Genomic DNA, 14,508 nt, shown 5'->3' with positions numbered 1-14,508 from the left:
AGGGGGCGCGCAGATGGGCCAACGCTCCCCACGAGTCCAGGGCGCGGTAACCGCTCAGGGCAGCTGGACACCCACCTTCGGCATCCAGGGTCTCGATGTCAGCTACTACCAGGCCGGCGTCGATTGGCAGCAGCAGTGGAATATGGGGGCGCGATTCGCCTACGTCAAGGCCAGTGAGGGAAACTACTACACCAGCCCCTCGTACAGTTCGCAGTACCAAGGCTCGCGGGCAGTCGGAATGATCCGCGGCGCCTACCACTTCGCGATTCCCAACTGGTCCTCAGGCGCCGATCAAGCCAACTACTTCGTGCAAAACGGTGGCGGATGGAGCTCGGACGGCGCAACGTTGCCGCCCGTCCTGGACATTGAGTTCAATCCGTATGCAGGGCAGACCATCAACGGCGTCTACATGGGCAACACCTGCTACGACATGTCGCCCGCCCAGCTCACGTCGTGGGTACAGAATTTCGGCAACACCATGCGTTCGCTGACGGGACGGCTCCCGATGATCTACACCAACACGAGTTGGTGGAAACAGTGCACCGGAGATCCTGCCGGATTCGGGGACTACCCCCTCTGGGTCGCCTCGTATCCAGGCGGGCCGTCGAACGACGCTGGAATTCTTCCTTCCAGTTGGGCCAACTACAGCATGTGGCAGTACAGCAGTACGGGTCCCTTCAGCGGCGACTCGGACGTCTGGAACGGGGACTACGCTTCCCTCCAAAGGTTTGCCGGCAATCCAGCCAGGGGTTCGTTCGATTCACTGTCGCTCGTCCGGGACACCACCTCGGCATACCTGAGGGTCACGGGCTGGTCTGTAGACCTTTCCAGACCTTGGGTATCGACTCCCGTCAATATTTCAGTTACCGATCCGGTCAACGTGACCACCGGGTACTCGTTCCTGGCGAACGCATATCGCCCGGACGTTGATCAAGCCTTCGGTTACGGCCCTGCACACGGCTTTGACAACAACATCCAGATCACCGCATCCGGCACGTACAAGGTTTGCGCCACCGCCGTCAGCGTCAACGGCACTGTAGACCTTGGCTGCAAGAGTTTTCAGGCAAACGGTGTTGAACCTCCCATCGGATCGTTCGACACGCTCGGACAGGTTCGTGCTCCCGACGACGTTTCCCTTCGCCTGACGGGCTGGGCCATTGACCGTGCCAACCCGCAAACGGCCTCGTTCGCCGACGCCTACGTCACTGACCCCAGCGGACAGACCACGGGCTACCGCATCACGGCCAACACTTCCAGGCCGGATGTGGGAAGCGCTACCGGCTACGGTTCGAACCATGGCTTCGACAAGTCGATCAGCCTGAGCAAAGCCGGTACATATCACGTGTGTACCTATGCCATCGGGCAGTACTACAACACCGCGCTTGGCTGCAAAGACATCACTGTCGGATCCAACCCGCCGCCGAAGGGATATTACGACTCCATTCGAATCTCGCAGGCGCCCGGCGCGGCCAACCTCGTTGCGACGGGCTGGGCATTCGACCCCACCAACACCGCGGCCAGCATTCCTGTCCATGTCTACGTCCAGGCACCGGATGGAAGCAACGTCGGCACGGCATTCACGGCAAATCAATCCCGTCCCGATCTGAACAACGCCTTCGGCATTACCGGTAATCACGGCTTCAGCGCCTCATTGCCAACCAAGGGCACCGGCACCTACACCGCCTGTGCCTATGCCATCCCGGTTGCCCCGCTCGCTTCGGGGAACACGGCGCTTGGATGCATGTCCATTCAGGTAAGCAATACGCCAGTCCCGGCCGGCTACCTCGACTCCGTCGGAGTTGCATCGGTGTCGGGACAAGCCAATATCAGGGCGACGGGGTGGACATACGACCCGGCGGTTCCGGGCTCGTCCAATCCAGTGCATGTCTACATTACGTATCCGGACGGGAGCCGTCAGGGGTATGCCTTCGCGGCGAACGTTTCGAGGGCTGATGTGAACAACGCTTTCGGCATTACCGGAAATCACGGCTACTCGACGCTGGTCCCCGTCACTCAACGGGGCAGATATACGGTTTGTACTTATGGGATCGGGATAGCGCAGTACAGCTCAGGCAACGCGCTTGCAGGCTGTCAATCCCTGAATTACTAAGTCTCCTGCACGGAGCGGGACCTGTGTACCGCGCCTCAACCAGCGGGCGTCGAGCCGAAATGGGCTACGACGCTCAGGTTGAACGGTTAGGGTTATCAAGACGCAAGTCTCAGCTATACCCGTAATCGAAAGGACCCCCGGTGCATCATCGGTCGATTCACCGAGCGGCAGGATGCCTCCTGCTTGTCGGTATCAGCTTGGCCGCCTGTGCCAGTCCCCCAGCCAAACAGCAAAACATCCGCGGCGCGCTCACTGCGATTGGAAGTCCCATTCAGAGCGATCCGATCGGAGCATGGTCCAGCGCTTGGAAAAAGACCTTCACGGCCACGTCATTGAGCTATTCTCCGGACGGCTCTGACGTTGGGCTGACAGCCTTGGCCACGGGCCAGGCCTATTATGCAGCCCTCGACGCCCCCTTGACCGCTCAGCAACAAGACGCAACCAAGGCGGAATGCGGTCCGAACGGGGCGTTCAGCGTTCCGACCTCGGTGACCTCTATCGGCGTCGTCTTTAATATGCCAAGCATCCGGAGCCTCAAGCTCACGCCTGACCTGCTCGCCAGGATCTTCACCGGAGATATCAATCGCTGGGATGACAAGGCAATCGCAGCGATCAATCCGGGAACCACGCTCCCGGACGCGCCGATCGTCCCGGTGACCGCGAGCACAGCTTCAGCGCTGACCTCGGCCAGCACGGGCTATCTGGCGGCCTCCCCCAGTTGGTCGTCCGGGGTAAGCAACAAGTGGGCCAAGATACCCGGCGGCCAAGAGGTCAAGAACTTCAGCGACATCGCCAAGAAAGTCGACGGCACCGCCGGCGCAATAGCCTTCATGGACTCGGCGTCCATCGGGTCCCGGTTTGACACGGCGTTGCTCTCGTTTGGCGGCAGCTTCGTCAGAATGTCCAAGGACTCGGTGGCTGCGGCCGTCCAGGACGGCACCACCAGAACGGTGGCCACGGGAGTCGAGTTTCGCCTTCCGGACAAGACCGACCACGGCTACGCATTGGGGAACGTGAACTACCAGGCATTTTGTACCAGCTATAAGAACGGGGAGGTTGCGTCCCTCGTGAAATCCTGGGCAGACTTCGTGGTCGGCCCCGATGGTCAGGTCGCTTCGACCTATTTCGCCGGGGTGGCCTCCCCGAGTGAAGAGTCCTTGCGGGATGCGTCACGCCTGATTGAGAAGATCGGGAGCGACCAATGATCGACCAACCAGCTGCCCAAGGCCCCGCTCGTCCCGACGTTCGACAGGAGTCGCTCTCCCGGGCAGGCGGATTGCGGTCCCGGACTCGCAACGTGTCCCCCGCCACCAAGGCCGGATTCGGTTTCTTCATCCGCGTTTTTGCCTTGCTCTCAGCCCTGATCACGCTCTGGATCCTGGCCACGCCGCTGATGGCGTATCCCGACGAACCCGCCCACACCATCAAGGCAGCAGCCGTGGCGAGGGGGCAGTTCTTCCCGGGTCCCGGCGAGTCCTATGGCAACGGGGTCCACGTACAGGTCCCCTCCTACATCGCCAACGTCGATTCCCAGCGGTGTTTTGCCTTCCTCAAGGAGATGCCCGCGGGCTGTGCGCCTGCCATTCCCGTTGGCGACACCTACACCACCATCGGCGTGACCTCGGCCGGCTTGTACAACCCCTTCTACTACTGGTTCGTCGGGCTCCCTAGCCTGTTCATGTCCGGAGCCCCCGCGATCTTTGCCATGCGGATTGTCAGTGGACTCATGTCGGCCGCCTTCTATGCGGCCGGGTTCACCGCGCTGTCGAGGCTGCGGCATCCCAAGTGGCCCATGGTTGCGGCCGCGGTTGCGACAACGCCCATGGTTTTCTTCCTGGCCACGGGAATCAATCCGAACTCCTTGGAGGTCGCGGCGTCGATGGCAGCCTTCTGCGGTTTGGTCTCCGTGCTTGAGAACTCAAGGCAGCTTCACCTGGCCCGCCCGGGAATCCTGGCAGTCGGAGTATCGGCAGCGACCTTGGCCAACACCAGGAACGTGTCCTTGTTGTGGCTCCTTTGCGGGGCGATTGTGGCCTGCCTCTTCTTCCGGGGCGCCGACATCGTTGCAATCTTCCGCAATCGGCTATTGCTCATAGTTGCCGGATTGTCCGCCATCGGGGTGGCACTGGGTGTCATCTGGAACTTCATCATGTTGACCGCGCCTCCGTCGGCAGGCGAGGCGCCCGCCGGAATCTCCAATGCGGTTGAAGGCCTTCGGCCCTCGAACGCCTTCGCCACCATGCTGGACAGGTCGTTCGACTTCGTCAATCAGTACATCGGAGTCGCAGGCTGGCTTGATGCTCCGGTGCCGCAAGCCGTCCTGATGTTCTGGAACATGCTGCTCATTGCCCTGTTGCTGCTGGTCTTCCTGATGCGTCCGGCTAGATTGCAGCTGGGCTTCTGGGCCGCGATCGGAATGCTTGCGGTAGTTCCCGCCCTGGTCCAGGCCGCGCTTGTCACGAGCAGCGGATTCATCTGGCAAGGAAGGTACAGCCTCCCGTTGTTCGCGATCGCGGTCATCTCGGCCGGGTTGGCGCTTCGGTTCCGCAAGTTCCACGCAAATCTCATCAGCCGCAGGGTCGCCAAGATTCTTCTCTGGGCAACCTGCGCTGCCCATGTCTACGGCTTCGTGTACATCCTGCGACGGTACGTAGTGGGAATACCGGACTTCGCGAACTGGCTGGTGATGTTCACCAAGCCGGATTGGCAGCCGCCCCTTTCCTGGGAAGTCCTCACCCTGCTCTTCGCCGTTGCATTGGTCGTTGCGGCAGCCCAGCTGTACCGTTTCCTCTACCCCGGCCTGCCGTTCTTCCCGGTCCCGGTGATCCGGGCGCTGCGTTGGGCGGCGCGCCGTCCGGCGACTGCCGCCGTCGGGAACCAAGCAAGCAAGGAACCCGCGGAACGCCAGCGCGTCGAGTAAAGATCGCGAAACCCAACGCAAAAGGTCTGGCCAGGCATTGCCTGGCCAGACCTTTTCCATTGGCGTAGCTACGCCTCCGAGTGCTAGCCCCGAAGGTAGGCCGTCAGTCTCTCGGCACTGCTCGCTGGAACAAACCCTGCGCCCTTGATCTTGCTCAAGTCGAGGATGCTCTTCAGCGGCCGCGGGGCTGCGGATTTGCCCGCAAAATATTCTTCGGTGCTCACGCCGGTGACGTCGTCTCCCGAGGCACCGCGGAGCTCGTAGACGTCTCCTGCGATGTCCGCCCACGACTGCGGTTCACCGTCGTTGCTGAGGTTGTACGCGCCGTACGGCGCGCGGGACTCCAACAGGTGCCTGATTCCAGCAGCGATGTCTTCCGTGAAGCTGAGCCGCCCGATCTGGTCGTTGACGACACTCGGCTTGATCCCGCGATCGGCGAGCGAGGCCATGGTCCGGACGAAGTTGCTGCCTTCGCCGATCACCCAACTGGTGCGCACGATGTAGTGGCGCGGAACCACGCTGACGACGGCGTCCCCGGCGGCTTTGGTTTGACCGTACACGCCAAGCGGGGTGTACGGCTCGTTTTCGTCGTGCGATTCCCGCGACCCGTCGAAGACATAGTCCGAGGAGACATGAACGAGCGTGAGATCGTGTTCGATCGCGGTCCTGGCGAGGCGCGCGACGGCCGAGACGTTGACCTGCCAGGCGGCTTCCCTGCCTTCGGGACTCTCGGCGGCGTCAACCGCGGTGTAGGCGGCCGCATTGATGATCGCAGAGTAGTTCTTCCAGTTCCGTCCGTCGAACGACTCTTCCTTTGATAGGTCGAAGTCGGCTCGTGCCGCGAACTCAACCGAAGGGTCGCCGTCGTACAGTCCACGCAATGCCTTGCCAAGCTGGCCGTCTGCACCCACCACAAGGATCTTCCGGGACGGCATCGGCTCGACCTCGGCGAGGCGCGGATGCGCTTTGTCCTTGTCGGACAGCTCAGCCTGGTCCAACGGCACGGGCCAGTCGATGGCAGCGGTCTCGTCGGCGAGGTTCAGGAATGTGTACTGGCTCTGTGCGTCCGCAGACCAGTGATCGTTGACGAGGTACGTGTAGGCCGTATTGTCCTCGAGGGTCTGGAATGCGTTGCCCACCCCACGCGGAATGAAGATGGCCTGGCTCGGATCAAGCTCCGCGGTGAAGACCGCGCCGAAAGAAGGACCTTCACGCAGGTCGACCCACGCACCGAATATCCGGCCCGTCGCTACCGAAATGAACTTATCCCAGGGCTCGGCGTGAATGCCGCGCGTTGTGCCGGCCTTTTCGTTGAACGAGATGTTGTTCTGGGCAGGACGGAAGTCCGGCAGCCCAAGCGCGACCATTTTCTCCCGCTGCCAGTTCTCCTTGAACCAGCCGCGGTTGTCGCCGTGAACCGGCAGCTCATAGAGAACGACGCCGGGAATCGGCGTTTCGCGGGCCGCAAGCGGCTTCGAAAACTCTATCGTCATTGGTCTACTGGCCCTGTTCCTTGTATTTGGCTTCAGTGGCTGCCTTCTGCGGACGCCACCAGGACTCGTTGTCCCGGTACCAATCGATGGTGGCTTCGATTCCGGCGTCGAAGTTGGAGTATTGCGGCTGCCAGCCGAGCTCATCGCGGAGCTTGCTGGAATCGATCGCATACCGGAGGTCGTGGCCAGGCCGGTCAACGACGTGGTCGTACGCATCGGGCGACTGGCCCATGTGCTTGAGGATGAGCTCAACAACGTCTTTGTTGTTCTTCTCGCCATCGGCACCGATCAGGTAGGTTTCGCCGATCCGGCCTTTTTCGATGATGGCAAGCACGGCGGAGGAGTGGTCGTTCGCGTGGATCCAGTCGCGGACGTTTTCACCCTTGCCGTAAAGCTTGGGGCGGATGCCATCGATCACGTTGGTGATTTGGCGGGGGATGAACTTCTCGACATGCTGGTACGGCCCGTAGTTGTTGGAGCAGTTGCTGATCGTCGCCTGCAGCCCGAACGATCGCACCCAAGCGCGCACCAGCAGGTCGGATCCGGCTTTGGTCGAAGAGTAGGGGCTGGACGGGTTGTACGGCGTTGCTTCGGTGAACCGCTCGGGGTCGTCCAATTCCAGGTCGCCGTACACCTCATCGGTGGAGATGTGGTGGAATCGCTTGCCGTGCCTCCGGGCAGCCTCGATGAGCGTGTACGTCCCGATAATGTTTGTATCCAGGAACGGGCGCGGGTCATGCAGCGAGTTGTCGTTGTGGGATTCGGCGGCATAGTGAACCACTACGTCGCAGTCTTCAACGAGCCGGTCCACAAGCTCCGCGTCCGAAATGTCACCCAGGACGAACTGGAACCGTTCCTCCGGCAGCCCCTTCAAGGAGTCCACGTTGCCGGCGTAGGTCAGTTTGTCGAGAACGGTGACACTGTCCTCAGTGTGCTCCAGGACGTAGTGGACAAAATTCGAACCGATGAAGCCGGCACCGCCGGTAACCAGAAGTTTCTGCATGGGAACAGCCTACCGAACCCCAAGGTGAAGGCCGTCAAGAACCCAGGCGCACCCGGCGTAGCGCTTCGAACATCAGACGGGCGATCATCATCCGCGCTTTGATGATTTTGACCAGCGAACGCCACCCGGCGGGTGTCTGGTTGTCGTCGTGCAGGCGTCGGAGCACAGTCGATTCGTCAAGGTGGCGGATGGACCTTGCCACGTTTCCGCAAATGGCGAGCCAGAGGTCATGCGATTCGTTCACATAAGACGGGATCGGCACGAAGTAACTGAGCGCATCCCGGCGGATGCCCATGGCGCACCCGTAGTAGGCCCGGTACCCGATCAGGATCGCGAAAAGATTGGCCAGGTGCCTCCCCGAGTCGGAAGCACGAAGCCTTGGGATCCAAGGTCTCGGTCCGCCGCCGAGGACGTCGAAATTTCCTGCGACAATCTTGTGGTCGGCCAGCGCATCCAGCATGATATCCACTCGCCCGGGAATCCATACGTCATCCTGGTCGGAAAGCATGATGAATTCGCCCCGGCTCATTTTCACGGCCTGTTCAAACGTCCTGACATAGCCCTTGTTTACTGATGCACCGACAAGGCGGATCCGCGGGTCCCGAATGCCCTTCACGATCTCGGCGGTGTCATCGGGCGACGCATCGTCCACGACCACCAGTTCATCGTCGGGACCAAGATCGCGAAGAATCGAGGCGATCTGCTCCTCGATGAATCGGGATCCCTTGTAGGCCGCAAGGCAGACACTCACCCGGATCGCCTGGCCGTCCGGCGTCGTCGAATCGTTCATGACCTCCACTCTAGGCGAGTTACCAGGGCGTTAGCGGGCAGGCATCATCGCGTATCATCGTAAGGTCACGCCGTCGAGCAATAGGACCTACCAGTAATGAAACCCGTGTTGCTTCGACTCGCTGGATTCACGCTGCTTCCGCTTCTCGCACTGGTACTGCCTTTCCTCCTGCTGCCCGTCATTGCCCGTGTCGCAGGGCCGGCCGGCTGGTCAAGCATCACGTCCGGCCAGGCCATCGGAGTATTTGCCGCCACGATCATTCTGTGGAGCTGGAACATTTCCGGTCCCGTGGCCATTGCCCGGAGTCCCTCACCGCAGGCTCGCGCATCACTTTATTCAAGAAGCATCCGAACGCGCATCATCATTGCGCTCGTCGTCTTTCCGCTCATGAGCATCATCGTTGCCCTCGTAGCGCACGACGGTTACCGCCTTGACGCGATTACCATGGCGTGGGCCACTGCCCTCACCGGCTTCTCCCCGGCCTGGTTCGGTATCGGCACAGGACAACCGCGGATTCTGGCCGTCTATGACACCCTTCCCCGGTTCTGCGCAGCACTGCTCAGCGTGCCATTCATTCTTGCGACCGGCCAGATTTGGATCTATGGCGTCCTTGCACTCCTTGCCACCATTGTGGCGTCGATAGCATTCCAGCTTCGATTCGGGGAAAGCGGGACGTGGTTCCCCCGGCGCCCGGGGAATGCCATCCGCGAGATCGTTCCCGAAAGTGGGACCGCGGCAATCAATTTTGCCGGAAGCGCTTACGCCTCATCCCCCGTCCCGATAGCCACGGCGACGGTGCCGTTGGCAACGGCCACTGCCGGATTCGCCTCCGCGGACAGCATCTACCGCTTTGGCCTTTTCAGCGTGGTGGCCGTCGGGAACACTTTTCAAAGCTGGACGCTTGAGGGAAACCCCGAGGACTCCCGACGGCGCCACACAGTTGCGCTGATGACGCACCTCGCGCTCGGAGCCGCCGGAGCGCTCGGCCTGGGCCTGCTGGGTCCATGGGCTTCTGCCATCCTGTTCAGCGACGCGAATAAGGCCGATACCGCGACGTCCGTCTTCTATGGGATTTCCTTCTTCTTCCTCTCGGCTTCAACGCCCCTCATCAGGAACCTCCTCATTCCCGCCGGACGCCAAAGGACTGTCCTCTTGTGGACCGGGCTGTCGGCAGCTGCGGGAGTCGCGTTCATGGTAGTGGCCGGCTTGGCGTCAAATGTTCCGGGTGTGGCACTGGGAATGGCCATCAGCGAAGCGTTGCTCTTCTTCGGCCTCCTCCTCCCCGCGTCAAGGCTGCTGCCCGCCAAGGCGCTCCCCGTAAGTGTGGACGGGTAGGATCATCTCCGTGATTGAAAGTCCACAAAGACGAACCGCAGCGGTGATCGCCGCTTTCAACCCAGACGACGAACTGCTCACCAACGCTGAATCCATCGCGACGCAAGTAGACGAACTCATAGTCGTCGATGACTGCAGTATGTCTCCGGCGTCGGAGCAGATCTTTGACCACCTTGCCGGTAACGGAACCAAGGTACTGCGCCTGGACAACAACTCCGGAATCGCAGCCGCACTGAACCGCGGACTCGAAGAGCTGGAATCGACCAGCCGCCCGGATTTCGTGCTGACTTTCGACCAAGACTCGCTGCCGGTCCCGGATTACGTCTCAAGCGCCCTCGCCACCTATGACAGGGCCACGGCCGAAGGACAAAAAGTGGGCTTCGTGAGCGCTGAGACGTTCAGCGGGCACCAGGTGCCGGTCCTCGGAGCATCCCACGGATTTCCGGAAGCCTTCGATCCCATGCAGTCCGGTTTCTTCATCCCGATGACTACCTTGGCCGACGTCGGCAACTTCGAGTCGGGCTTTTTCATCGACTGCGTGGATTCCGAGTTCACCGCGCGAGTCCGGGCAGCCGGCTACAGCATCCTCATCGGGGCAGGTTGCGAAGTCGGGCACAGGCTCGGGGCGCGCCTCCCGGCGAAGGTGCTTGGGCGGCCCTTACGGCTCCGTGGCAACGATTTGTCCTTCAACTACTACTCGCCTTTCCGGATGTACTACATCATGCGAAACGGCACCACACTCGCCCGCAGGTACTGGCGCCGCAACCCGGCCTGGGTGATTCGGCGCATGCTGGAAGACGCGAAAGCACAGCTTCTCCGCTTCGCATTCAGCCCGGATCGACGGTACTTGGCGATCGCCGCTTGGGAGGGGCTCATCGATTCATGCCGCGGACGGCAGGGTCGCATCAGCCAGGACCTCCTCAACCGCATCCAGCCACGATGACATATAGGAGAACGATGGAAAATCATGACTCAACGCGGGTCTTGGTCATCATGCCGGCGTGGAATGAAGCCGAGTCGGTGGGCGACACCGTGCGCGAAGTCCTCGACGTCGGATGCCCTTACGACGTACTGGTCGTCAATGATGGCTCCTCCGACGCCACCGCGGAAGTTGCCGCCGAAGCCGGAGCGACAGTCTTGAACCTTCCCTTCAACCTCGGCGTCGGTGGTGCCATGCGCGCCGGCTTCAAATACGCGAAGCGCCTCGGCTACAGCCGCGTGATCCAGGTCGACGCCGACGGGCAGCATGATCCCCGGAACATCGGCGAGGTGCTCGCCGGACTGGAGCACGCCGACATCTCAATCGGCGCCCGATTCGCGGACAAAGGTGAATACAAGGTGAGCGGCCCCCGGAAATGGGCAATGCAGTTCCTCGCAAAAGTCATCTCCGGCCTTGCAAAGACGCGCCTCACGGATGTGACGTCAGGATTTCGTGCCGCCAACGACCGCGCCATCAGCCAGTATCTTGACCACTATCCCGCGGAGTACCTCGGCGACACGATTGACTCCCTGGTCGTGGCAATACGTTCCGGGTGCAAAGTGACCCAGATCCCCGTGGCCATGCGCCCGCGCCAGGGCGGAACTCCAAGCCACAATCCTGCCAAGGCAGCGGTTTATCTCGGCCGTTCCACTTTCGCACTCCTTTTCGCGCTTACCCGTAAGAGATCCGCTATTCCATCCGCATCAACAACATGGGCCCAGGAGGCATCCTAATGGGAAATCTGGCGGCCTTCCTCCTCTCGTTGGCGATCGTGGGGATCGTTTTCGAAATGCTCCGGCGCAAGAAGCTCCGCGAGAAATATGCGGCACTATGGCTCGTGGTGGGCATTGGAACTTTGGTCCTTGCCGCGTTCCCGAGTTTGCTGACAATCGTTGCCGAACTCGTTGGCGTGCAGCTTCCGTCGAACTTGCTGTTCATCATCAGCATCCTGCTGCTGCTGGGCGTCTGTTTGCACCTTTCCTGGGAGATCTCGGTCGTCGAAGATGAGACCAGGACGCTGGCTGAGGAAGTTGCGATCATGCGCACCCTCCTTGAGCGCCTCCAGGCCGCCGAGACCCAGGAGGACGACACCTCCGCTCCTTCCGGACCAAAGTAAGGAACCGAATGGCCCTTGATATCTTCATCCCCTACTGGGGGGATCCTGACTACATGCGGCAGGCAGTCGACAGCGTACTGGCACAGAATTCGGACGATTGGCTCCTGACCGTTGTGGACGACGCCTATCCGGGCGATGAGGTCCGCCGATACTTGGAAGAAATCAACGATCCACGCATCACCTATGTCCGCAAGGAAACCAACGAAGGAATTACGGCAAACTTCCGCACGTGTGTCTCCCGGGCAACGCAGGACACGCTTGTGGTCATGGGTTGCGACGACATCCTGCTCCCTAACTTCGTTGATGTCGCACTTCGCGCGCACCGGGATTTCCCGGAAGCCTGGATCATCCAGCCAGGCGTGGAAGTGATCAACGAGGCCGGGGAGAACGCCCGGCCGATTGCCGATCTTGTGAAGCAGCACCTCGTCAAGCCACACGGGTCCCGGCCCAGGGTGGTCAGCGGCGAGAAACTGGCAGTCAGCCTTCTCCATGGTGACTGGCTCTACTGGCCGTCCCTGATTTTCCGCCGGGACAAAATCGGGAACTTCGATTTCAGGGATGGTCTCCACGTCATCCAGGACCTTGGCTTGATCATCGACATGGTCTTGGCTGGAGCTGAGTTACTCATCGAGCCGGAGGTATGTTTCGCATACCGCAGGCACACCGCCAGCGCTTCCTCAAGCAAATTGCTGGACGGCTCCCGTTTTGCCGGCGAACGCGGCTACTTCGAACTTGCTGCAGAGCTCTGCAGGAAGAAGGGGTGGAGAAAGGCATCACGGGCGGCTGCATTGCGCCTGACATCCCGGGCCCATGCTTTCTTGCTCCTGCCCAATGCCGCCTTGCACGGCAGCCCCGCGGCTGTCGGTTCCCTCCTGAGGCATGCCCTTGGAAACTAGGAGGTTCGACTTGCCACCCGAAATTGATCCGTCGAAGCGGCTAAACAACGTAGCCGCGGTGGTCACCGCCTATCGTCCGACGTCGCACCTGGTCCGTAACGTCTCGTCCTTGCTGGGCCAACTCACCACAGTTGTAGTAGTCGACGACGGCGGCGGGCCCGGTTTCGATCGGATCTTCGAGGAAACAGCGGACGCCGGCGCTATGGTGCTGCGGCTTGAAGAAAACTCCGGAATCGCATCCGCGTTGAACGCGGGGATCGACTTGGCGCGCAAAGCGCCGATCGACTACATCATCACCGTCGACCAGGATTCGCTCCTGACCGCCGAATATGTCCACCGGCTAGTGGAGGCCGCCCAGTCGGCCGAGGCCGCAGGCATAACCCCGGGCCTTGTTTCCCCGGCCCGCATCCATGGCAATCCCGTGAAGAAGGCCGGTTCGAAATCCGGGATCCAGCTGGGACGGGAACCGATTCAATCCGGACTGCTGATTCCGGTTTCCACCCTGGACGCTATCGGTAACTTCTGGGATGGCCTTTTCATCGACCTCGTGGACACGGAATACTACTTCCGCGCCCTCGATGCCGGGCTTCCGACTGTACTTGCGGACGCAGAATTCGACCATTCGCTAGGAACCTTGGTAGATGCGAATATTCTGGGCAGGGACATCAAACTTCAAGATCGTCCGTTGAAAGTCCGCATTGCTGCTTCCTGGCGTTATTACTACATCTTCCGAAACAGGATTCTGGTTGGCCGGCGATACGCGAAGGCACATCCAGGATGGGTTGCCTCTGGCTTGTTTCTCGACATGAGGCACCTCGTTTTCGTGTCAGTGTTGGCGCCCGGCCGCGCTGCCCGGCTCCAGTCAGCATTGAGGGGAACCATCGACGGCCTCCGCGGCCGGAGCGGAAGAGCGCACCTCGGCTAGGAGTTGAGTCGGTGGCCATTGGCCAGTCGTTGGTTTTGCCGCGGACTCGAAGGTAAGGGATGATGGGGACCATGCGTGGAATCATTCTTGCCGGTGGCACCGGCTCTCGTCTCCATCCGATTACTCACGGCATCAGCAAGCAGCTGGTCCCGGTCTATGACAAGCCGATGATCTACTACCCCCTCTCCACGCTCATTCTGGCGGGCATTCGAGACATTCTCGTCATCACCACTCCCCACGACGCAGAGCAGTTTCAACGGCTCCTTGGCGACGGTTCCCAATTCGGCGTGAACATTTCCTACGTCCAGCAACCGTCGCCCGACGGTCTCGCCCAAGCATTTATCCTGGGCGAGGAACATATCGGAAATGAAACCGTTGCCCTCGTCCTGGGAGACAATATCTTCTACGGACAGGGCATGGGAACGCAGCTTCGGAAGCATGCAAACATCGACGGCGGTGCGGTCTTTGGTTATTGGGTGAAGGATCCCAAGGCCTACGGCGTGGTCGAATTCAATGAAGATGGCAAAGCCATTTCCTTGGAGGAAAAGCCGGAACACCCCAAATCGCACTACGCCGTTCCGGGCCTGTATTTCTATGACAACGATGTTGTGGAGATCGCCAAGAACCTCAAGCCTTCACCCCGTGGCGAGCTCGAAATCACGGACATCAACAGGACATATCTTCAGAACGAAAAGCTTCATGTCGAGATCCTTCCGCGGGGCACGGCCTGGCTCGACACCGGTACCTTCAACGACCTCAACGACGCGTCGAATTTCATTCGCACGGTAGAGAACCGCCAAGGCCTCAAGATCGGAGCTCCCGAGGAAATCGCCTGGCGCCAGGGTTTTCTTTCCGACGACGAGTTGCGGGCACGTGCCGAGCCGTTGGTCAAGAGCGGTTACGGAGCGTACCTCCACGGCCTGCTGGAAGACTAGTCCCC

The 14,508-nt window shown here is 60.8% G+C and carries 13 protein-coding genes; 10 read left to right on the top strand and 3 right to left on the bottom strand.

Annotation, left to right across the window (positions count from 1 at the left end):
* Nucleotides 1-13: 13 nt before the first annotated feature.
* The 3 genes from AC3WJM_RS02980 (at nt 14) to AC3WJM_RS02970 (ending at nt 5,030) form a co-directional block, all read left to right on the top strand.
* The gene (locus AC3WJM_RS02980) at nt 14-2,110 is read left to right on the top strand and encodes a lysozyme (RefSeq protein ID WP_492271177.1); all 2,097 of its coding nucleotides are present in this window, start codon (nt 14-16) and stop codon (nt 2,108-2,110) included.
* Between the two features lie 140 nt (nt 2,111-2,250).
* Entirely contained in the window at nt 2,251-3,315 is a 1,065-nt protein-coding gene (locus AC3WJM_RS02975; protein ID WP_084784325.1) for a substrate-binding domain-containing protein, read from the top strand.
* Nucleotides 3,312-5,030, top strand: coding sequence for a DUF2142 domain-containing protein (locus AC3WJM_RS02970; protein WP_492271176.1), 1,719 nt, complete (start codon nt 3,312-3,314; stop codon nt 5,028-5,030). The genes AC3WJM_RS02975 and AC3WJM_RS02970 overlap by 4 nt, the downstream gene beginning before the upstream one ends.
* 83 nt (nt 5,031-5,113) lie before the next feature.
* Here the strand turns inward: AC3WJM_RS02970 and AC3WJM_RS02965 are convergent, their stop codons facing one another.
* Genes AC3WJM_RS02965 through AC3WJM_RS02955 form a run of 3 tightly spaced genes read right to left on the bottom strand, consistent with a single transcriptional unit; the run spans nt 5,114 to nt 8,316 of the window.
* On the bottom strand, nt 5,114-6,523 hold the full coding sequence (locus AC3WJM_RS02965; RefSeq protein WP_492271175.1) for a sugar nucleotide-binding protein: 1,410 nt from the start codon (nt 6,521-6,523) through the stop codon (nt 5,114-5,116).
* 4 nt (nt 6,524-6,527) lie between these two features.
* Nucleotides 6,528-7,526, bottom strand: a complete 999-nt coding sequence (gene rfbB, locus AC3WJM_RS02960; protein ID WP_492271174.1) for a dTDP-glucose 4,6-dehydratase — start codon at nt 7,524-7,526, stop codon at nt 6,528-6,530.
* Between the two features lie 34 nt (nt 7,527-7,560).
* Nucleotides 7,561-8,316, bottom strand: a complete 756-nt coding sequence (locus AC3WJM_RS02955; protein ID WP_441432478.1) for a glycosyltransferase — start codon at nt 8,314-8,316, stop codon at nt 7,561-7,563.
* A gap of 96 nt (nt 8,317-8,412) precedes the next feature.
* Here AC3WJM_RS02955 and AC3WJM_RS02950 point away from each other — a divergent pair, with 96 nt between their 5' ends.
* The 7 genes from AC3WJM_RS02950 (at nt 8,413) to rfbA (ending at nt 14,503) form a co-directional block, all read left to right on the top strand.
* Nucleotides 8,413-9,651, top strand: coding sequence for a polysaccharide biosynthesis protein (locus tag AC3WJM_RS02950; protein WP_306961023.1), 1,239 nt, complete (start codon nt 8,413-8,415; stop codon nt 9,649-9,651).
* A gap of 10 nt (nt 9,652-9,661) precedes the next feature.
* Nucleotides 9,662-10,594 carry a glycosyltransferase gene (locus AC3WJM_RS02945; protein WP_492271173.1) on the top strand — a complete coding sequence of 311 codons (933 nt, stop codon included), beginning with the start codon at nt 9,662-9,664 and terminating at the stop codon, nt 10,592-10,594.
* A 14-nt stretch (nt 10,595-10,608) separates the two neighbouring features.
* Complete coding sequence (locus AC3WJM_RS02940) at nt 10,609-11,364, top strand: glycosyltransferase family 2 protein (protein ID WP_284988465.1); 756 nt, start codon at nt 10,609-10,611, stop codon at nt 11,362-11,364.
* Nucleotides 11,364-11,747 (top strand): DUF2304 domain-containing protein, encoded by a 384-nt coding sequence (locus AC3WJM_RS02935; protein WP_059387560.1) that lies wholly within the window; start codon nt 11,364-11,366, stop codon nt 11,745-11,747. Before AC3WJM_RS02940 ends, AC3WJM_RS02935 begins: the two co-directional genes overlap by 1 nt.
* A gap of 8 nt (nt 11,748-11,755) precedes the next feature.
* Nucleotides 11,756-12,643 (top strand): glycosyltransferase, encoded by an 888-nt coding sequence (locus tag AC3WJM_RS02930; RefSeq protein WP_284988466.1) that lies wholly within the window; start codon nt 11,756-11,758, stop codon nt 12,641-12,643.
* A 10-nt stretch (nt 12,644-12,653) separates the two neighbouring features.
* On the top strand, nt 12,654-13,568 hold the full coding sequence (locus AC3WJM_RS02925; protein WP_492271172.1) for a glycosyltransferase: 915 nt from the start codon (nt 12,654-12,656) through the stop codon (nt 13,566-13,568).
* Nucleotides 13,569-13,639: 71 nt separating this feature from the next.
* A complete protein-coding gene (gene rfbA, locus AC3WJM_RS02920; protein ID WP_059387568.1) occupies nt 13,640-14,503 on the top strand; it encodes a glucose-1-phosphate thymidylyltransferase RfbA in 864 nt (287 codons plus the stop codon).
* Nucleotides 14,504-14,508 lie beyond the last annotated feature (5 nt).

The organism is Arthrobacter sp. FW306-1B-G06A (genome assembly GCF_058781765.1).
Note: the sequence above shows the minus strand (reverse complement) of the source record. Positions and strands in the feature narration are given on the sequence as shown.

What these genes read in the sequence shown, in the direction of transcription:
- AC3WJM_RS02980 (WP_492271177.1), top strand. Translation starts at nt 14, where the DNA reads ATGGGCCAACGCTCCCCACGAGTCCAGGGCGCGGTAACCGCTCAGGGC.
- AC3WJM_RS02970 (WP_492271176.1), top strand. Translation starts at nt 3,312, where the DNA reads ATGATCGACCAACCAGCTGCCCAAGGCCCCGCTCGTCCCGACGTTCGA.
- AC3WJM_RS02965 (WP_492271175.1), bottom strand. Translation starts at nt 6,523, where the DNA reads ATGACGATAGAGTTTTCGAAGCCGCTTGCGGCCCGCGAAACGCCGATT.
- rfbB (WP_492271174.1), bottom strand. Translation starts at nt 7,526, where the DNA reads ATGCAGAAACTTCTGGTTACCGGCGGTGCCGGCTTCATCGGTTCGAAT.
- AC3WJM_RS02955 (WP_441432478.1), bottom strand. Translation starts at nt 8,316, where the DNA reads ATGAACGATTCGACGACGCCGGACGGCCAGGCGATCCGGGTGAGTGTC.
- AC3WJM_RS02950 (WP_306961023.1), top strand. Translation starts at nt 8,413, where the DNA reads ATGAAACCCGTGTTGCTTCGACTCGCTGGATTCACGCTGCTTCCGCTT.
- AC3WJM_RS02940 (WP_284988465.1), top strand. Translation starts at nt 10,609, where the DNA reads ATGGAAAATCATGACTCAACGCGGGTCTTGGTCATCATGCCGGCGTGG.
- AC3WJM_RS02935 (WP_059387560.1), top strand. Translation starts at nt 11,364, where the DNA reads ATGGGAAATCTGGCGGCCTTCCTCCTCTCGTTGGCGATCGTGGGGATC.
- AC3WJM_RS02930 (WP_284988466.1), top strand. Translation starts at nt 11,756, where the DNA reads ATGGCCCTTGATATCTTCATCCCCTACTGGGGGGATCCTGACTACATG.
- rfbA (WP_059387568.1), top strand. Translation starts at nt 13,640, where the DNA reads ATGCGTGGAATCATTCTTGCCGGTGGCACCGGCTCTCGTCTCCATCCG.